Annotated in this window: 20 protein-coding genes; 14 read left to right on the plus strand and 6 right to left on the minus strand. The window is 68.4% G+C overall.

Annotated elements, in window-relative coordinates:
- The 4 genes from infB to ACXMYJ_RS21000 form a co-directional block, all read left to right on the plus strand.
- The coding region (gene infB / locus ACXMYJ_RS20985) for a translation initiation factor IF-2 (RefSeq protein ID WP_460358738.1) at positions 1-2,008 on the plus strand (2,008 nt) is incomplete at its 5' end.
- Between the two features lie 27 nt (positions 2,009-2,035).
- Positions 2,036-2,539: a 30S ribosome-binding factor RbfA gene (gene rbfA / locus ACXMYJ_RS20990; RefSeq protein WP_260751582.1), complete on the plus strand. Its 504-nt coding sequence runs from the start codon at positions 2,036-2,038 to the stop codon at positions 2,537-2,539.
- Positions 2,520-3,563 (plus strand): DHH family phosphoesterase, encoded by a 1,044-nt coding sequence (locus tag ACXMYJ_RS20995; RefSeq protein WP_443186757.1) that lies wholly within the window; start codon positions 2,520-2,522, stop codon positions 3,561-3,563. Before rbfA ends, ACXMYJ_RS20995 begins: the two co-directional genes overlap by 20 nt.
- On the plus strand, positions 3,556-4,872 hold the full coding sequence (locus ACXMYJ_RS21000; protein ID WP_443186758.1) for an MATE family efflux transporter: 1,317 nt from the start codon (positions 3,556-3,558) through the stop codon (positions 4,870-4,872). The genes ACXMYJ_RS20995 and ACXMYJ_RS21000 overlap by 8 nt, the downstream gene beginning before the upstream one ends.
- A gap of 21 nt (positions 4,873-4,893) precedes the next feature.
- Here the strand turns inward: ACXMYJ_RS21000 and ACXMYJ_RS21005 are convergent, their stop codons facing one another.
- On the minus strand, positions 4,894-5,517 hold the full coding sequence (locus ACXMYJ_RS21005) for a class I SAM-dependent methyltransferase (RefSeq protein WP_443186759.1): 624 nt from the start codon (positions 5,515-5,517) through the stop codon (positions 4,894-4,896).
- Positions 5,518-5,685: 168 nt separating this feature from the next.
- Positions 5,686-6,450 carry an enoyl-CoA hydratase gene (locus ACXMYJ_RS21010; RefSeq protein ID WP_260751586.1) on the minus strand — a complete coding sequence of 255 codons (765 nt, stop codon included), beginning with the start codon at positions 6,448-6,450 and terminating at the stop codon, positions 5,686-5,688.
- 46 nt (positions 6,451-6,496) lie between these two features.
- On the opposite strand from ACXMYJ_RS21010, the gene ACXMYJ_RS21015 reads away from it, so the two are divergent.
- Both ACXMYJ_RS21015 and ACXMYJ_RS21020 read left to right on the plus strand, forming a co-directional pair.
- Positions 6,497-6,763: a DUF2277 domain-containing protein gene (locus ACXMYJ_RS21015; protein ID WP_443186760.1), complete on the plus strand. Its 267-nt coding sequence runs from the start codon at positions 6,497-6,499 to the stop codon at positions 6,761-6,763.
- Entirely contained in the window at positions 6,760-7,332 is a 573-nt protein-coding gene (locus tag ACXMYJ_RS21020) for a DUF1802 family protein (RefSeq protein ID WP_443186761.1), read from the plus strand. The genes ACXMYJ_RS21015 and ACXMYJ_RS21020 overlap by 4 nt, the downstream gene beginning before the upstream one ends.
- Here the strand turns inward: ACXMYJ_RS21020 and ACXMYJ_RS21025 are convergent.
- Entirely contained in the window at positions 7,321-8,958 is a 1,638-nt protein-coding gene (locus ACXMYJ_RS21025; protein WP_460358743.1) for a CocE/NonD family hydrolase, read from the minus strand. The two genes, ACXMYJ_RS21020 and ACXMYJ_RS21025, sit on opposite strands and share 12 nt — an antisense overlap.
- 80 nt (positions 8,959-9,038) lie before the next feature.
- Positions 9,039-9,623, minus strand: a complete 585-nt coding sequence (locus tag ACXMYJ_RS21030) for a DUF3558 domain-containing protein (RefSeq protein ID WP_260751591.1) — start codon at positions 9,621-9,623, stop codon at positions 9,039-9,041.
- 166 nt (positions 9,624-9,789) lie between these two features.
- Between ACXMYJ_RS21030 and ACXMYJ_RS21035 the strand changes: the two genes are divergently transcribed.
- The 6 genes from ACXMYJ_RS21035 to ACXMYJ_RS21060 all read left to right on the plus strand — a co-directional run bounded on the left by ACXMYJ_RS21035 (position 9,790) and on the right by ACXMYJ_RS21060 (position 14,303).
- On the plus strand, positions 9,790-10,737 hold the full coding sequence (locus tag ACXMYJ_RS21035; RefSeq protein WP_260751592.1) for a metallophosphoesterase family protein: 948 nt from the start codon (positions 9,790-9,792) through the stop codon (positions 10,735-10,737).
- Positions 10,734-11,411: a 4'-phosphopantetheinyl transferase PptT gene (gene pptT / locus ACXMYJ_RS21040; RefSeq protein ID WP_460358746.1), complete on the plus strand. Its 678-nt coding sequence runs from the start codon at positions 10,734-10,736 to the stop codon at positions 11,409-11,411. The genes ACXMYJ_RS21035 and pptT overlap by 4 nt, the downstream gene beginning before the upstream one ends.
- Positions 11,408-12,301, plus strand: a complete 894-nt coding sequence (truB, locus tag ACXMYJ_RS21045; RefSeq protein WP_460358747.1) for a tRNA pseudouridine(55) synthase TruB — start codon at positions 11,408-11,410, stop codon at positions 12,299-12,301. Before pptT ends, truB begins: the two co-directional genes overlap by 4 nt.
- Positions 12,302-12,388: 87 nt before the next feature.
- A complete protein-coding gene (locus ACXMYJ_RS21050; RefSeq protein ID WP_460358749.1) occupies positions 12,389-12,580 on the plus strand; it encodes a hypothetical protein in 192 nt (63 codons plus the stop codon).
- 443 nt (positions 12,581-13,023) lie between these two features.
- On the plus strand, positions 13,024-13,665 hold the full coding sequence (locus ACXMYJ_RS21055; protein ID WP_460358751.1) for a TetR/AcrR family transcriptional regulator: 642 nt from the start codon (positions 13,024-13,026) through the stop codon (positions 13,663-13,665).
- The gene (locus tag ACXMYJ_RS21060; RefSeq protein WP_460358753.1) at positions 13,662-14,303 is read left to right on the plus strand and encodes an HXXEE domain-containing protein; all 642 of its coding nucleotides are present in this window, start codon (positions 13,662-13,664) and stop codon (positions 14,301-14,303) included. The genes ACXMYJ_RS21055 and ACXMYJ_RS21060 overlap by 4 nt, the downstream gene beginning before the upstream one ends.
- 4 nt (positions 14,304-14,307) lie before the next feature.
- On the opposite strand, the gene ACXMYJ_RS21065 is transcribed toward ACXMYJ_RS21060, so the two are convergent.
- Both ACXMYJ_RS21065 and mntR read right to left on the minus strand, forming a co-directional pair.
- Positions 14,308-14,739: a type II toxin-antitoxin system Rv0910 family toxin gene (locus ACXMYJ_RS21065; RefSeq protein ID WP_460358755.1), complete on the minus strand. Its 432-nt coding sequence runs from the start codon at positions 14,737-14,739 to the stop codon at positions 14,308-14,310.
- Between the two features lie 8 nt (positions 14,740-14,747).
- Entirely contained in the window at positions 14,748-15,464 is a 717-nt protein-coding gene (mntR, locus tag ACXMYJ_RS21070; RefSeq protein ID WP_260751594.1) for a manganese-binding transcriptional regulator MntR, read from the minus strand.
- A gap of 92 nt (positions 15,465-15,556) precedes the next feature.
- Between mntR and ACXMYJ_RS21075 the strand changes: the two genes are divergently transcribed.
- Positions 15,557-16,531, plus strand: a complete 975-nt coding sequence (locus ACXMYJ_RS21075; protein ID WP_260751596.1) for a bifunctional riboflavin kinase/FAD synthetase — start codon at positions 15,557-15,559, stop codon at positions 16,529-16,531.
- Positions 16,532-16,683: 152 nt separating this feature from the next.
- Positions 16,684-16,953 (plus strand): 30S ribosomal protein S15, encoded by a 270-nt coding sequence (gene rpsO, locus ACXMYJ_RS21080; RefSeq protein WP_260751597.1) that lies wholly within the window; start codon positions 16,684-16,686, stop codon positions 16,951-16,953.
- The last annotated feature ends 169 nt before the right edge of the window (positions 16,954-17,122 follow it).

The raw sequence follows: 17,122 nt of genomic DNA on the forward strand, positions 1-17,122 counted from the left end.
CGGTGCCGGCGGTGGCGGCGGTGCCGCTGCAGGCGGTGGATTCCGCGGTCGTCCCGGTGGCGGCGGTGGCCGTCCCGGTCAGCGCGGCGGCGCCGCAGGCGCCTTCGGCCGTCCCGGCGGCGCCCCGAAGCGTGGTCGCAAGTCGAAGCGCGCGAAAAGGGCCGAATACGAGAACATGCAGGCCCCGGTCGTCGGCGGCGTGCGGCTCCCGCACGGCAACGGCGAGACGATCCGGCTGGCCCGCGGCGCGTCGCTGAGCGATTTCGCCGAGAAGATCAACGCCAACCCGGCCTCGCTGGTCCAGGCGCTGTTCAACCTCGGTGAGATGGTGACCGCGACACAGTCCGTCGGCGACGAGACCCTCGAGCTGCTCGGCAGCGAGATGAACTACGTCGTGCAGGTCGTGTCCCCGGAGGACGAGGACCGCGAGCTGCTGCAGTCCTTCGACCTGTCCTACGGCGAGGACGAGGGCGGCGAGGAGGACCTCGAGTTCCGGCCGCCGGTCGTCACCGTCATGGGTCACGTCGACCACGGCAAGACCCGCCTGCTGGACACGATCCGCAACGCCACCGTCCGCGAGGGCGAGGCCGGCGGCATCACCCAGCACATCGGCGCCTACCAGGTCACCGTCGATCTGGACGGCAACGAGCGGCCCATCACGTTCATCGACACCCCGGGCCACGAGGCGTTCACCGCCATGCGTGCCCGCGGCGCGAAGGCCACCGACATCGCGATCCTGGTGGTCGCAGCCGACGACGGCGTGATGCCGCAGACGGTGGAGGCGGTCAACCACGCCCAAGCCGCCGATGTGCCGATCGTGGTCGCGGTCAACAAGATCGACAAGGAGGGCGCCGACCCTTCCAAGATCCGTGGTCAGCTCACCGAGTACGGGCTGGTGCCCGAGGAGTACGGCGGCGACACGATGTTCGTCGACATCTCCGCCAAGGCGGGCACCAACATCGAGGCGCTGCTGGAAGCCGTCATCCTGACCGCCGACGCGTCGCTGGACCTGCGGGCCAACCCCGACATGGAGGCCCAGGGCGTCGCGATCGAGGCGCATCTGGACCGGGGCCGCGGCCCGGTGGCGACCGTGCTCATCCAGCGCGGCACGCTGCGGGTCGGCGACTCGGTGGTCGCGGGCGACGCTTACGGCCGCGTCCGCCGCATGGTCGACGAACACGGCGAGGACGTCACCGAGGCGCTGCCGTCACGGCCGGTGCAGGTCATCGGGTTCACATCAGTGCCCGGCGCCGGTGACAACTTCCTGGTCGTCGACGAGGACCGCATCGCACGGCAGATCGCCGACCGGCGCAGCGCGCGCAAGCGCAACGCGCTGGCCGCCCGCACCCGCAAGCGGATCAGCCTGGAGGACTTGGATTCGGCGCTGAAGGAAACCAGCCAGCTGAACCTGATCCTCAAGGGCGACAACGCCGGTACGGTCGAGGCGCTCGAGGAGGCCCTGCTGGGCATCCAGGTCGACGACGAGGTGGAACTGCGCGTCATCGACCGCGGCGTCGGCGGTGTCACCGAGACCAACGTCAACCTGGCGTCGGCGTCGGACGCGATCATCATCGGCTTCAACGTCCGTGCCGAGGGCAAGGCGACCGAGCTGGCCAACCGCGAGGGCGTGGAGATCCGGTACTACTCGGTGATCTACCAGGCCATCGACGAGATCGAGAGCGCGCTCAAGGGCATGCTCAAGCCGATCTACGAGGAGCGCGAGCTCGGCCGCGCCGAGATCCGGGCGATCTTCCGGTCGTCGAAGGTCGGCAACATCGCCGGCTGCCTCGTCCAGTCGGGCATCATGCGGCGCAACGCCAAGGCGCGCCTGCTGCGCGACAACGTCGTGGTCGCCGAGAACCTCACCGTGTCGTCGCTGCGCCGCGAGAAGGAGGACGTCACCGAGGTCCGCGACGGTTACGAATGCGGTCTGACCTTGACGTACTCCGACATCAAGGAAGGCGACGTCATCGAGACGTACGAGCTGGTCGAGAAGGCGAGGGCGTAGTGACCGAGCGCTCGCGCGAGGAGCGTCGTGCCTGATCCCGCACGGGCGAAACGGCTCGCCAAGCGGATCTCCACGGTCGTCGCCTCAGCCATCGAGTACGAGATCAAAGATCCCCGGCTTACCGGGGTGACGATCACGGACGCGAAGGTCACCAATGACCTGCACGACGCGACCCTGTACTACACGGTGCTGGGCCGGTCCCTTGACGAGGAACCCGACTACGAGGGTGCTGCCGCCGGGCTGGAGAAGGCCAAAGGTGTGCTGCGTACCAGGGTCGGCGCCTCGTTGGGGGTCCGGTTCACGCCGACCTTGTCGTTCGTCCGCGACACGGTGCCCGACGCGGCCCACCGCATGGAGGAGCTGCTGGCCCGGGCGCGGGCCGCAGATGAGGATTTGGCGAGAGTTCGGCAGGGTGCCAAGCACGCCGGGGAAACCGACCCGTACCGTGTAATGGGGGCGGAGGACGAAGCAACCGGGGACGCTGAGGACACGGGTGACTTTGACGCGCTCGATGACAGACGCGACGACTGACGTCCCGACCACCGCCCGATTCGGCGGCTCGGCCACCGTCAGCAGTGCGGCCGCCGCCCGATTGGGCGCGCACGTCGACGCCTCCGCAGCCGCCGAATTGCTGACGGCGGCCGACAGTGTCTGCGTGGTGTGTCACGTCTTTCCCGACGCCGACACCATCGGCGCCGGACTGGCGCTGGCGCTGGTCCTCGCGCAGGCGGACAAGAGCGTCCAGGTGAGCTTCGCCGAGCCTGACGAGCTTCCCGAGTCGTTGCACACGCTGCCGGGTGGGCACCTGCTGGTGGCGCCGCAGGACCTGCGCCGGGATGCCGACCTGGTGGTCACCGTCGACATCCCCAGCATCAACCGGCTGGGCGCGCTGCGCGAGCTCGTCGAGTCCGACCGCGACGTCCTGGTCATCGACCATCACGCGTCGAACCAGCTGTTCGGCACCGCCAACTTCGTCGACCCCGCCGCGGATTCGACGACGATGCTGGTCGCCGACCTGCTCGACGCCTGGGACAAACCGATCGATCTCGCGGTGGCGCACTGCCTCTACGCCGGGCTGACCACCGACACCGGGTCGTTCCGCTGGGCCAGTGCCCGCGCCCACCGGTTGGCGGCGCGACTGGTCGAGATCGGCGTAGACAACGCCGCGGTGAGCCGCACTCTGCTCGACACCCACCCGTTCGCGTGGCTGCCCATGCTGTCGCGGGTGCTGGGTTCGGCGCGCCTGGACACCGACGCGGCAGGCGGACGCGGTTTCGTCTACGCCGTCGTCGACCACGAGGAATGGTCGGCGGCGCGCTCGGAGGAGATCGAGAGCATCGTCGACATCGTGCGCACCACGCAGCAGGCCGAAGTGGCGGCGGTGTTCAAGGAGATCGGTCCCCGCCGCTGGTCGGTGTCGATGCGGTCGAAGTCGCTGGATGTGTCCACGGTGGCAAGCACTTTCGGCGGCGGCGGGCATCGGTTGGCGGCCGGCTATTCCGCGTCGGGAACTGCCGACGACCTCGTCGAGGCGCTGCGTACCGCCCTTGGTTGAGCCGGTCCCGGCGACCAACCGGCGGATCGCCGCGCTCGCCTTCCCCGCGCTCGGCGTGCTCGCCGCCGAACCGATCTATCTGCTCTTCGATCTGGCGGTCATCGGTCGGCTGGGCGCCCTGAGCCTGGCCGGACTCGCGATCGGCGCGCTGATCATGGGCGTGCTCAGTTCACAGCTGACCTTCCTGTCCTACGGCACCACTGCACGCGCGGCACGCTTCTACGGCGCCGGCGATCGGCGGGCGGCCGTCGAGGAAGGCGTGCAGGCCACCTGGTTGGCGCTGGGTATCGGCACCACGATCGTCATCACCGTCCAACTGGCGGCGGTGCCGCTGGTGTCGGCGCTGGCCGCCGGCGGCGAGATCGCCGAAGCGGCGCTGCCCTGGGTGCGGATCGCCAGTCTGGCGGTGCCCGCGATCCTGATCGCGGCGGCAGGCAACGGGTGGATGCGCGGCGTGCAGGACACCGTGCGCCCGCTGCGCTACGTGATCTTCGGCTTCGCGGTTTCGGCGGTGCTGTGCCCACTGCTGGTGTACGGCTGGCTGGGCGCCCCCGACCTGGGTCTGGCCGGCTCCGCGGTGGCCAACGTGGTGGGGCAGTACCTGGCGGCGGCATTGTTCTCCCGCGCGTTGGTCGTCGAGAAGGTGCCGCTGCGGCTGCGGCCGCAAGTGCTGCGCGCGCAGGTGGTGATGGGTCGCGACCTGGTGCTGCGGACCATGGCGTTCCAGGCCTGCTTCATCTCCGCCGGAGCGGTGGCCGCCCGGTTCGGGGCCGCCGCCGTCGCCGCGCACCAGGTGGTGCTGCAGCTGTGGAACTTCCTTGCGCTCGTCCTCGATTCGTTGGCCATCGCCGCGCAGTCGCTGGTCGGCGCCGCGCTCGGTGCGGGTCAGCTGAACCACGCCAAGACGGTGGCGTGGCGGGTGACGCTGTTCTCAACGGTGGCCGGGGTGGTGCTGGCGGCCGTGTTCGCGCTGGGTTCGCAGGTGTTCCCGACGGTGTTCACCGACGACCGTTCGGTGCTCGACCAGATCGGCGTGCCGTGGTGGTTCCTGGTGGCCCAGCTACCGGTCGCCGGAATCGTTTTCGCGCTCGACGGGGTGCTGCTCGGGGCGGGCGATGCCACGTTCATGCGCAACGCGACACTGATCAGCGCGCTGGTCGGCTTCCTGCCGCTGACCTGGCTGTCGCTGGCCTTCGGGTGGGGGCTGCTGGGGATCTGGGCCGGGCTGAGCACCTTCATGGTGCTGCGGCTGATGTTCGTCGGCTGGCGGGCGCTGTCGGGCCGCTGGCTGGTGCCCGGCACCCGCTGACGGTCACCTTCAAGACCGTCCTCATACAGCCGGGCGCCGTGTCGCGGCGACCGTCCACACCTCGCGCCGGCCGGCGCGGGCAACATCGACTGTGGCGTCTCCCAGTCCGGCGGTGTCGCACAGTGTTGCAAAGGTTCTCGCTTGCTGTTCGGTCCATCCATGGCTGGCGAAACCGGTGGCGTCGGGCTCCACCTGCCGCTCGACGGCGAGTAACCGCCCACCGGGCACGAGCACGCGATGAATCTCGGCCAGGGCCAGGCTGACGTCGCGCCAGTGGTGCACCGTGGCCAGAGCCCACACGACCGTCGCTGACGCGTCCGGCACCGGCAGCACCTCGGCTGTGCCCTGGGCCCAGGTGATCGCCGGACGCCCCCGGGTGACTGCGCGCGCCACCCGCAACATCGAGTCGGACGGGTCGACACCGGTGACCCGCGCACCCCGCGCCGCCGCGGTACGGGCGCCGTTGCCTGGCCCGCACCCGATGTCGACGACGTGGTCGCCCGCCTTGATGTCGGTCAGGTCGGCCGCCAGCACCGCGGTGCGGCGGCCGGCGAGCAGGAAGAGCACCGCGAACAGATCACCGGTCAGTCCGCAGAATCCCGGGTGATCACCATGGTGGTTGACCGGGCGTTCGACTGCGCTCATGGCTCGACTCTGGCGCACCCGGCGGGGGCGCTGTCAAGCCGCCGAGCGTGCGGATCTGCGAGCGACACGCCGGGGCGGAGGGCACAGACACGCACGTTCGCGGTACCAGGTAGGTGCCGGACCTGCGTCCGGCTTCGCCCTATTGCCGGACCTGCGTCCGGCTTCGCCCTATTGCCGGACCTGCGTCCGGCCGCGGTCCATCACACCGCTGCGGCTCGCCGCGATGTCGTCGCCGCTGGTGCTTTTCATCCATTCGCGGGCCGCTGCCGCCTCCTGCCACAGCGCCGCACTGTTCTGCGCCTCGTCGATCTGGTGGTAGGACGCCATCAGCGCGCGCACCGCCTTCTGGTTGTTGCCGACGATCGACGTCGCGATCTGGCGAGCTGTGCCGAGCAGCTCGCCGTGCGGCACCACCTGCGTGACCAGCCCGCACCGCAGCGCGTCCTCGGCCGACAGGTAGTCGCCGGTCATGCTCATACGCCTGGCCATTCCGACGCCGACCTTCTGCGGCAGCCGCACCGACAGGCCCCAGGTGGGCAGCAGGCCGACCCGGGCGTGGGTGTCGGCGAAGCGGGCCTGCTCGGAGGCGATCAGGATGTCGCAGTACAACGCGATCTCCAGGCCGCCGGTCACCGCGGCGCCGTTGATCGCCCCGATCACCGGCTTGGTCATCGGCGGCCACTTCGGTGAGATGTCGGGCAGTTCGGTGGTGTCGCCGAGCTCTTTGAGGTCCAGACCGGCGCAGAAGACCGGATCGGCACCCGTAAGGATCACCACATCGACGTCATCGTCGGCCTCCGCTTCACGTAGCGCCTCGAACAGGCGGCCGCGCAACGCGGCCGACAGCGCGTTGCGGGACCCGGGCCGGTTCAGCGTCAGGATCTGGATGCGGTCCTGGGTGTCGATCAGCAAGACGTCCTCTGCGGTGCTCATCGCCACACCGTATCGGCCCCCGCCTGCGCGCCCTATCGTGGATTCCATGTGCCGAAACATCACCGAGCTACGCGGCCTCGAACCGGCCGCGACGGCTGACGAGATCGAGGCCGCGGCCCGGCAGTACGTCCGGAAGATCAGCGGCATCACCCGGCCGTCGGGGGCCAACGTTGACGCGTTCGAAGCCGCGGTCGCCGAGGTCACCGAATCCACCCGAAGACTGCTGGCCGGCCTGCAGCCACGTCGGCAACCCCCGAAGACCGTTCCGCCGCTGCGCCGCCCCGAAGTGCGGGCACGGCTGAACCTGGCATGACAGCCACCCTGGCCCGGCCCGCCCTCAAGGAGTGGAGTGCGGCGATCCACGCGCTGCTCGACGGCAGGCAGACCGTGCTGTTGCGCAAGGGGGGAATCCACGAGAAGCGCTTCGAGGTGGCTCCCGAAGTGGCCGCGTCGCGGTTCCTGTTGTTCCCGACCGTCGCGCACAGCCACGCCGAGCGGGTCCGTCCTGAACACCGCGATCTGCTCGAGCCGGCAGCCGCCGACAGCACCGAGGACGCCATCGTGGTGCGCGCGGGTGCGACCGTGGTTGCCGCTATCGCTGTGGAGCGGCCAGAAGGGCTGAAAGCCGTTGCGCCATTTCATATCTGGACGGAAGAGTCGGTGCGGTCCGACCGGCTCGACTTCCGCCCCCGGCATCGGCTGACCGCACTGGTCGTCTCGGCGGTGCCGCTGGCCGAGCCGGTCCGCCTGGTGCGCACCCCGGACTACCGCGGTTGTTCCAGCTGGGTCCAGCTGCCCGTTAACCCGGTCTGGGGCCCGCCGGTGCACACCGACTCCGAGCTGGACCGCGTCGCCGGGCTCGTGCGGAGCTCAGTCGGCTGACGGCGGGTGTGGGCCGGCCGGCAGCCTCAGATGGGTGTCCGCTCCCAGGTGCACGGTGTGCCGGGCGGTCGCACATGCGGTTGCGGTGGCGGCGTGTTCGCCGGTGCCCAGGTTGCGCAGGAAGCGAGGGTGGGAGCCGCCGGCGATCAGCAGCCGGATCCGTGATCCGGCCGGGAACGTCCAGGCGGTCGGGTCGAGCTCGATTCGCACGGTGCCGGAGTCCGGTGCCGACGCCACGTAGCCGTCACTGACGTTGCGGGAGCGTCCTTGCGCGTCGACCTGACTGATCCGCGCGAACAGGTCGTTGTGCGGGTTGGCGCACGAGTGTGCCACCTCCAGCACGGGCGCGCCGACGAGGTGCAGGTCGGCGGCCAGCGGCGGGCCGGTGAACGTGACGACGTCGGCGCGACGGGCCAGTGCGGTGTCGTCGCGGTAGCCGCCGACGGGGGAGAGCAGACGCCCGCCGACCGTCGGGGTCGGATCTGCCGGGTTGTACACGAAGGTGGCCGATGCCCCGTCATGAGGCGCCGTCGCCGCCAGTGCGCCGCCCGGCTGCGGATGCAGCACCAGCGCCGGCATCGCGGGTTCCCAGTCCGGCAGGTCGAGCCAGCCGCGGCCACTCAGGTGGATGCGGACCGGCGAGCGGCGCTGCGGCGGCGCCCCGCCCAGATGGGTGGCGAGCCAGTCGAGGGTTTCCCGGAGCACGATCGGCGCGGCCTTGGTCATCATGTGTCCGTGCGTCCACGGCCCGACCGTGAGCCCGGCGGGAACGCCGCGGCCGGCAAGCAGGCTGTAGTGCTCGAGAGTCTGCTCGACGAACAGATCCTGCCAGCCGGTCAGCAACAACACCGGCACCTCTGCGCGTTCGGGCGCACGGCGGAGTCGGAGGCGGCTCCAGAACGGGTCGTCGATCTCGGGGTGGTCCAGCCAGGACTCGAACCACGGTGCGCCGTCACCGAGCAGCGCGCGACTGGCTGCACCGAGCGGCAGCCCCAGCGACGCCTCCGTGACGCGGCGCTGTGCGCGGGCCTGACGCACCAGGGTGCGCAGCCGGTTCGGATCCTCCTGCCGTCCCACCAGATCGCTCCAGCCCAGGAAGTCGTTCAGCCCGAACGACCCGGTGCCCCAGCGGGGCCCGCTGACGTCGGTGGGGCCGACGGTGATCACCGCGGCCCTGAGCTCCGGCGGCGGGTCCGAGAGCAGCGCCCACTGGGTGAAGCCCAGGTAGGACAACCCGACCGTGGCGAACGTGCCGGTGAACCATGGCTGGTCGCGCAGCCAGGCGGCGGTGTCCGCGCCGTCGTGGACCTCGTTGACGAACGGGTCGAACTGTCCGCCCGAGCCGTAGGTACCGCGCACACTCTGGAAGACGACGTGGTAGCCGCGCGCGGCGTAGAACGACCCGAACAGCGCCGCGAACGGGTAACCGCGCCCGTAGGGGCCGCGCACCAGCAGTGTGCCCGCGGGCACGCCGGTGTGGGGCGCGTAGTGGTCGGCGACCAGTTCGACCCCGTCGCGCATCGGTACCCGCACCGCCCGGTGCACCGTGAAATCGCAGACCGGCGGCGGAAGCCCCAGGGTGCGGCTGACGGCGTGCCGGGTCCGGCGGACGATTCCAGAGCTCACCTAGCGAACCCTACTGGCCAGTTCACCGCCGCCAGATGTCCGAGCGACATCAGCGGATATCGGTAGGTTCAGCAATCTCATCAGTAGATGTAGAAGGGGCTCAGCTCGTGTGCGCGCTGCAGGTTGGTCTGCATGCAGTCCGGATCCGGCTCGGAGTAGATGGGCGAATAGAACAGGGACTGCTGGATCACCCCGTAGCTGGTCTTGAACGCCACCATGCAGGTGATCCACCAGCGGTTGTTCCAGTCGGTCGGTTTCATGATCCAGAACTGGGCGGCGCGGTGCCCGTTGATGTCGAGTTCGACCGCGTCAGGCGGCAGCGTTTCTTCATAGGTGCGCCACACGACCGCCTCGACGGCCATCTGGTAGTTCCCGGCGTCGTACTTGCAGCGCAGGCTGTCCTCGTGCGCCGGCGGGGTGAACGCCAGCCCGATGCGCTGGACGACGTCGAGCGGGATGTCCCGGCATGGGTCGAACGGATCGGGGTCGGTGAGGTCAAGCACCGGCGACTTGATCGTGGTGGTCGCGTTAGGCAGCGGCACGAACGTCGAGCGGAGGTCCACGTCGTCCGGGCCGGTGACAACGGCCGGGCTGGTCTGCACCACCACGACCACCGCTGCGACCAGCGCGCACAGCGCCGAGAACAGTCGCAGCTTGGCGACCATCACACCCCCTGGGTCTCGTGGCCGCCGCGTCGCGGGCTGCCGCCTGGTTCATCGCCGGTCTGCCCGGGAGTGTAACGGTCGGCTCCGGGCCGCCGGGCGGGAACCTAGAACATGTTCTAGTTGCCGCCGGGCCGGCTCCTGTGGTCCACCAGTAGGCTTGGGTGTCGTGACCACTGACGAACGGCGCCCGACCCTGTGGGCGGTCAGTGACCTCCATACCGGGCACACCGGCAACAAGCCGGTCACCGAGTCGCTGCACCCGGCTTCTCCCGACGACTGGCTGATCGTGGCCGGTGACGTCGCCGAGCGCACCGACGAGATCCGGTGGGCACTGGACCTGCTCAGAAAACGTTTCGCCAAGGTGATCTGGGTGCCCGGCAACCACGAGTTGTGGACCACCAACCGTGACCCGATGCAGATCTTCGGCAAGGCCCGCTACGACTACCTGGTCAACATGTGCGACGAGATGGGCATCGTCACCCCGGAGCACCCGTTCCCGGTGTGGACCGAGGAGGGCGGGCCGGCCACCATCGTGCCGATGTTCCTGCTCTACGACTATTCGTTCCTGCCCCAGGGCGCCGGGACCAAGGCCGAGGGGCTGGCGATCGCCAAGGAACGCAATATCGTCGGCACCGATGAGTATCTGCTGTCCGCGGAGCCGTACTCGACGCGTGACGCATGGTGCCGCGACCGGGTGAACTACACCCGCAAACGCCTGGAGGACCTGGACTGGATGATGCCCACGATCCAGGTCAACCATTTCCCGATGGTGCGCGAACCCTGCGACGCGATGTTCTACCCCGAGTTTTCGCTGTGGTGCGGCACCACCGCGACCGCGGACTGGCACACCCGCTACAACGCGGTCTGCTCGGTGTACGGGCACCTGCACATCCCACGCACCACCTGGTACGACGGCGTGCGGTTCGAAGAGGTCTCGGTCGGCTATCCGCGGGAGTGGCGTCGGCGGCGGCCCTACCGTTGGCTGCGTCAGATTCTCCCGGACCCGAAATACGCGCCGGGTTATCTCAACGAGTTCGGTGGGCACTTTCAGATCACCCAGGAGATGCGCGACAACGCCGCCAAGATGCAGCAGCGGATCAGGGATCGGGCGTGATCGCGGCCAAACTGCTCGCCGGGGTGCTCCCAGGCGAGACGGACGCGCTGGCTGCGGCCGAGATGTACTCGGATCCGCGGGAATTGGCTCCGCTGCCGGAAGAGGAGCCGCTGATCGCGAAGTCGGTGGCCAAGCGGCGCAACGAGTTCATCACCGTGCGCTACTGCGCGCGCCAGGCTCTCGTCGACCTCGGGATGGAACCCGTACCGATTCTCAAGGGCCAGAAGGGCGAACCGTGCTGGCCCGACGGCATCGTCGGTAGCCTGACCCACTGCGAGGGTTTCCGCGGCGCGGCCGTGGGGCGGCGGGCCGAGGTGCGGTCGGTGGGGATCGACGCCGAACCCCATGACGTGCTGCCCGACGGTGTGCTCGACGCGATCAGCCTGCCCGCCGAACGTCACGAGCTCTCCGCGATGCCCGGCGGGGTGCACTGGGACCGGGTGCTGTTCTGCGCCAAGGAGGCGACATACAAGGCGTGGTTCCCGCTGACGCACCGATGGCTGGGTTTCGAGGACGCGCACATCACGTTCGAGGTCGACTCCTGCGGAGAGGCGGGAACGTTCACCTCGGAGATCCTGATCGACCCGCAAGCGGAGACCGGTCCGCCGCTGACGTCTCTGGCGGGGCGGTGGTCGATCCGCGACGGGATCGCACTGACCGCGATCGTCCTGTGACAGCAGCCGGGCTGGTGGTCGTCGACAAACCTTGCGGTATGACGAGCCATGACGTCGTCGGCCGCTGCCGCCGTCTGTTCGGCACCCGCAAGGTCGGACATGCGGGCACGTTGGACCCGATGGCGACGGGAGTGCTGATCGTCGGGATCGAACGCGCCACCAAGATCCTCGGTCTGCTGACGGCGACGGATAAGTCGTATGAGGCGACGATCAGGCTGGGGCAGACGACCTCCACCGAGGATGCTGAAGGCGAAATGCTGCAATCGATTTCGGCGGCCCACATCACCGACTCGGCTATCGAGGCCGCGGTGGGGCCGCTGCGCGGACCGATCGAGCAGGTGCCGTCGTCGGTCAGCGCGATCAAGGTGGCCGGCAAGCGCGCCTACCAGATGGTCCGCGAAGGGCAGGCCGTGAAGTTGGCGGCCCGCCCGGTGCGCATCGACCGATTCGACGTGCTGGCCGTTCGGCGAGAGATCGAAGGAGTCGACGGCGTCATCGATGTCGATGTGGCCGTGGACTGTTCGAGTGGGACCTATATCCGGGCGCTGGCCCGTGACCTCGGCGCCGCGCTGGGTGTCGGCGGGCACCTGACCGCGCTGCGCCGAACCCGGGTGGGCGGAATCGGATTGGATCAGGCGCGCACCCTGGAGCAGCTGGGTGAGCGCCCGGAACTCAGTTACTCGCTGGACGAGGCGTGCCTGCAGGCGTTTCCGCGGCGCGAGCTCACCGACGCGGAGGCGGTGGACGCAAGCCACGGGCGACCCCTGCCGCCCGCCGGAATCGAGGGCGTGTACGCCGCCACGGCGCCGGACGGGCGCGTGATGGCGCTCTTGGAGGACGCGGGCTCGCGGACGAAGTCCGTGGTGGTGATCCGGCCTGCCACGCTCTGAGTCGGCGTCGAAGGCACGATTGAGGCCTCCGCACTTCTCGTCGGAATGCGTACATTCGGCGGGGCTCACAAAGTGAAAGGCGCACCGGTGAGACATGACATCCTCTACTCGCCCGAGACCAGCGCTCTGTTGTTGGCGATGACCGCGCTACAGACCGTGCGGGGTGTACCTGCCCGCGAGGCGCTCGACCGTGCCTACGAGATCTGGGATAGGCACGAAGCCCGGTCGTGGGAGGCCTCCGAGTTGATCGCGCTCGTCGACCAACTCAGCGGCGACTGAGGTTTCATTCGCCCGCTCGATCATTGATTGCCGTCGGTGGCCGGGTCCCAGTGAATTTCTAGCGAGACTTGCGTTGCGCCAGTCGGCTTCGGGTCGCCGATTCGCCAACGCCTACCTAAACGCCCGATCTGGGCAGTATGTGCAGATGCGAGTGTTGGCGGTCGAGGATGAGGTGGTGCTGGCCGACACGATTGCTGCGGGTCTACGAACCGTGTCGGCGCATGGTGGCAGCAGGATCCGAAGCTCGGATACTGATGCTCACCGCCGCCACCGCTGTGGCCGAGCTTGTGCCCGGATTGCAGGTGGGCGCCGACGCGATCATCTCACCAAGCCGTTTGCCTTCGCCGAACTCGAACGCGAACTCGAGGACGCGTATCTCACGTCGCACCGCTCTCTGAACAAGCGCGCCGTTGGTGGGCGTTAGGGCGATTGACCGTCAGTGATTGACGAAGACCGAAACAGGTCCCACATTGCGTGCAAGCACTTGCTTGCATGAAAGGCTCAAGATGGTCAATGCCCCGAAGTGGGACGCGACGCAGCTTGCTGTCATCGACGCCGCCGTCGCCTGCGCCGAACAGGTCGGCTTCGGCGCGATGACCACTCGTCGCGTCGCCGAGATCGCCGGTGTGAACGAGGTGACGATCTTTCGTCGGTTCGGTTCGAAGGCCGGACTAGTCGCCGCGGCGTTTGAGCGAGAGGCCTCCGCCATCGCAAGCGTTGTCGTTGACTACACCGGCGACTTGCATGCCGATCTGCTGCGCATGGTCGACGCCATCTGGGACGCGACCGGCCGCCGCAAGAATGTGATACCGGCAATTCTGTCCGAACTCGCCATCAACGACGAACTACGTTCTGCAGCAGAGCATTCCATAGCTGAAGTCGGTAGGGTTGCCGAGATCTTGGCCCGCTATCAGCTCGAGGGAGCGTTGATAGCGGAGCCGCCGCTGCAGGCCTACGCATCTCTTGTCGGCCCCCTGGTGTATCTCGGGATCGTGTCGCGCCTGCTGCCCGAGCCCCCGGCCGTCGACCTCGAAACCCACGTACGGAACTACCTGCACGGCAGAGCGCTCAAGGAGACACAATGATCAATGCGGCCCCGCGTTACCCCGTCGGCGAATATCTCCGATACACACGGGCCACTAAGTGGCTCAACGGATTTGGTGCGGTACTCGCCCTCGCGCTCGGCGTCTTCATCCTGGCGGATCCAGCGAGACGCACCGACCCGGACTGGGTGTTCTGGCTGATCTGGCCCATCGCCACCCTGCACACGATCGAGGAGTACGTATGGCCGGGCGGCTTCCTCAAGTACTTCAACGCGGTGGCGTGGGGGAGTGGCGATCCGCACGGACCGCTGACCGCGCGGCGTGCGTTCCTCACCGATGCTGTTGCTGGATTGTTCAATCCGATCGCTGTGCTTGTTTTGAGCATCGTCTACCTGCCCGCTGTGTGGTTCTTCATCGGCATACTGCTCACCAACGGGTTCTTTCACATCATCGAGACCCTGAAGACCGGTCGGTACTTTCCGGGTGCCCTCACCGGCGCGCTGCTCTACCTACCCGGCTTCACGGCCATCACGGTGTTCTACGTCAACCGTGGATTGGTCACGGCCCTGGATTTGGTTGCGACATTCGCTCTCGCGACGGCTTTCACCGCAGGATTCTTCGCGCTGGTGAGGAACTGGCAGCGTGCGGACGCAACATCGCCCACGCTCGTCAACAGCTGAGTGGTCAGCAGTAGAGTCGCTGGAATTCCCTGATCGACTTGTCGATGTCGCCCTTGACGGCGCGCACCGCGGCCGCGCCGACCGGGCCGAACAGCGGGGCGCCGCCGAGGTCCATCCGCACAGTGAACATGCAGCCGTCGCCGGAGGACGCGACCTTCATCGCCAGCTTGTAGCGCGTGCCGCCCACACCCTCGCCGCTGATCTCCAGCGCCGACGGGGGATCGAACCTGCGCACCGTCCACGTCACCCGGTTGCGCATGCCCTTCGCGCCGGCCACCCCGACAACGGTCACGCCGACGTCGAGTTGGTCGGGCAGCTCCGAACGCCACCCCTGATGCATGCTCATCCAGTCGCCCAGCGTCGACAGGTCCGATGCGTGTCCCCAGGCCTTCTCGGCCGGCATCGGTAGCGAACGGGACATCTCGAGCTTGGCCATCGGCACTCCTACGCTATGACCCAGATCGCCTGTGCGGCCGGGCTTCCCAAATCGACAGTGGTTTCATCGGCCGTCACGTCGGAATTCGCCGGATTCTCTATGGCCACCGAGATCATGCCGGCGAAGTCGCGGCGGGCCACCACCCGCAACCGTGAATCCAGGCTGATCCCGACGGTGTCGAAGTACCGCAGCATCTCGGGGTCGGCGTCGGAGATGCGGGCGACGGTGCCGGCCTCGCCGTTCTGACAGTCCGAGAGCTGACGCGCCGGTGGGGTCGGCACCTTGCCGTCGGCTGCAGGGATCGGGTCGCCGTGCGGGTCCCGCGTCGGATAGCCGAGCTTGGCGTCGATCCGGTCGAGCATCCGGTCGGAGACGGCGTGCTCGAGCACCTCGGCCTCGTCGTGCACCTCGTCCCAGCTGTAGCCGAGCTCGTTGACCAGGAACGTCTCCATCAGCCGGTGCCGGCGCACCATGGCCAGCGCGGCGCGGCGGCCGGCATCGGTGAGCGTGACGGCGCCGTACTTCTCGTGGTCGACCAGACCCTGATCGGCCAGCTTGCGGATGGACTCCGACGCGGTGCTGGCCGACACCCCGATCCGCTCGGCCAGCAGTTTGGTGCTGACTTTCTCGTGCGACCACTCTTGCGCGGTCCAGATGACCTTCAGATAGTCCTGGGCGACCGTCGACAGATCGGCGGGGTTGGCGGAATTGCCGTCAGGACTCACGAGGATGAAGTTTAGGCAATCGAAACTCGATCCGGGGGTGTCGCTCGGCCGGTGTTTAGGCCGGAGTTGCGCAAGGGTCGTAGGCTAGCGGCGTGCAGCGCTGGCGGGGGCAGGACGAAATCCCCACAGACTGGGGCCGATGTGTCGTCACCATCGGGGTCTTCGACGGTGTCCATCGCGGACACCAGGAGCTGATCAGCCGTGCGGTCAAGGCCGGACGCTCGCGCGGCGTACCGGTCGTGCTGATGACCTTCGACCCGCACCCGATGGAGGTCGTGTTCCCGGGCAGTCACCCGGCCCAGCTCACCACGCTGACCCGGCGCGCCGAGCTGGTCGAGGAACTCGGTATCGACGTTTTCCTGGTGATGCCGTTCACCGCCGACTTCATGAAGCTGACCCCGGAGCGCTACATCCACGAGCTGCTGGTGGAACGGCTGCACGTGGTCGAGGTGGTCGTGGGAGACAACTTCACCTTCGGCAAGAAGGCGGCGGGCAACGTCGACCTGCTCCGCAAGGCGGGGGAGCGGTTCGGCTTTGCGGTGGACTCGCTCTCGCTGGTCGCCGAGCATCACCGCGACGAGACCGTCACGTTCTCGTCGACCTATATCCGCTCCTGCGTCGACGCCGGCGACATGGTCGCCGCGGCGGAGGCGCTCGGCCGGCCGCACCGCGTCGAGGGTGTGGTGGTGCGGGGCGACGGACGCGGCCGGGTGCTCGGCTTCCCGACCGCCAACGTCGCACCGCCGATGTACTCGGCGATCCCGGCCGACGGCGTCTACGCGGCGTGGTTCACCGTGCTCGGGCACGGTCCGGTCGTCGGCACCGTGACTCCCGGCGAGCGCTACCAGGCCGCGGTGTCGGTCGGCACCAACCCGACCTTCTCCGGGCGCACCCGCACCGTGGAGGCGTTCGTGCTGGACACCACCGCTGACCTGTACGGTCAGCACGTCGCCGTCGACTTCGTCGCCCGTCTGCGGGGGCAGGAGAAATTCGACTCGGTGGCCGATCTGGTGAGTGCGATGGATACCGACACCGAACGTGCCCGCACCATCTTGTCGGCCCGCTAGCCGGCCCGTTCGCCGATTCGTCGGCCGGCTGTGGCCGCTGCTAGACTCCTCGCCGACCCGGCGCGTGCTGCAGTTCGCGGTGGCCGCGCTTTTCGGGGCTGGTGTCTGAACCGGGCCCCAATGTTCGCGGACCGAATTGATGGAGTTGTTTCGTGGCGCTCACTGCCGAACAGAAGAAGGAAATCCTGGGCCAGTACGGCCTGCACGACACCGACACCGGTTCTCCGGAGGCACAGGTCGCGCTGCTCACCAAGCGCATCGTTGACCTCACCGAGCACCTCAAGCAGCACAAGCACGACCACCACTCGCGTCGCGGTCTGCTGCTGCTCGTCGGCCGTCGCCGCCGACTGCTCAAGTACGTCGCCCAGGTCGACGTGCAGCGCTACCGGTCGCTGATCGAGCGTCTCGGCCTGCGCCGCTGACGCGTCCGGTCTGACCGCCGGATCCTCACACGTAACGAGCCCCGTGGCCGTGACCGCCCCGCGCGGTCACGGCCACGGGCGTTTCCGGCTCGACCAGGTGCGGTGGATTAGGGGTTTCCGGTATGCCGCGATGTAGCATGGGTGCGTTCGGATGCCGTACGGCACGAAC

This window comes from Mycobacterium sp. ZZG, assembly GCF_054786995.1.